Origin of the sequence: Myxococcus sp. AM009 (genome assembly GCF_013372605.1) — a bacterium.
Taxonomy (GTDB): domain Bacteria; phylum Myxococcota; class Myxococcia; order Myxococcales; family Myxococcaceae; genus Myxococcus; species Myxococcus vastator.
On record NZ_JABXEP010000376.1, the window covers coordinates 1 to 662 of the forward strand.

The 662-nt window shown below is 70.8% G+C and carries 1 protein-coding gene; it reads right to left on the bottom strand.

The features are described 5' to 3' along the window. The coding region (locus tag HV824_RS35950; protein WP_176425288.1) for an AMP-binding protein at positions 1–662 on the bottom strand (662 nt) is incomplete at both ends.

Sequence of the window (662 nt, forward strand, 5' to 3'; positions counted from 1 at the left end):
GGCGAGGGAGGGGAGGAGGGAGTCGGAGGAGGCGCCGGGGAGGAGGGAGACGAAGGCGACGAGGCGGACGTCGGAGGAGAGGGGCGAGGAGAGAGGAAGGACGGCGGCCTGACGGACACCTGGGAGGAGGGAGAGGGCGGCCTCGACTTCCTCGGGCTCGACGCGGACGCCGCGCACCTTCACCTGGAAGTCAGTGCGGCCGAGGTAGGAGAGGGAGCCGTCGTGAGTCCAGCGGACGCGGTCGCCAGTGCGGTAGAGGCGAGCGCCAGGAGAGGAGGAGAAGGCGTCTGGGACGAAGCGCTCTGCGGTGAGGTGGGGCAGGGCGCGGTAGCCGCGAGCGAGGCCTTCGCCGCCGAGGAAGAGCTCGCCTGGGACGCCAATGGGAGAGGGGAGGCCGGCCGCGTCGAGGACGTAGGCGCGCACGCGAGGAAGTGGGCGTCCGAGGAGAGGAGGTGCGCCGTGGGAGAGGAGGTGGAGGGAGGAGAGGCAGGTGGCTTCGCAAGGGCCGTAGCCGTTGAGGAGGCGCACGGGGCCCTGGGAGAGGCGAAGGAGGAGAGAAGGAGGAGGAGGCTCGCCGCCGAGTTGGAGGAAGGAGAGGTTGAGGAAGGCGGCTTCAGCACCGGCCTCTTCAAGTGCGGCAAGGAGGACGGAGGGGGTGGCGA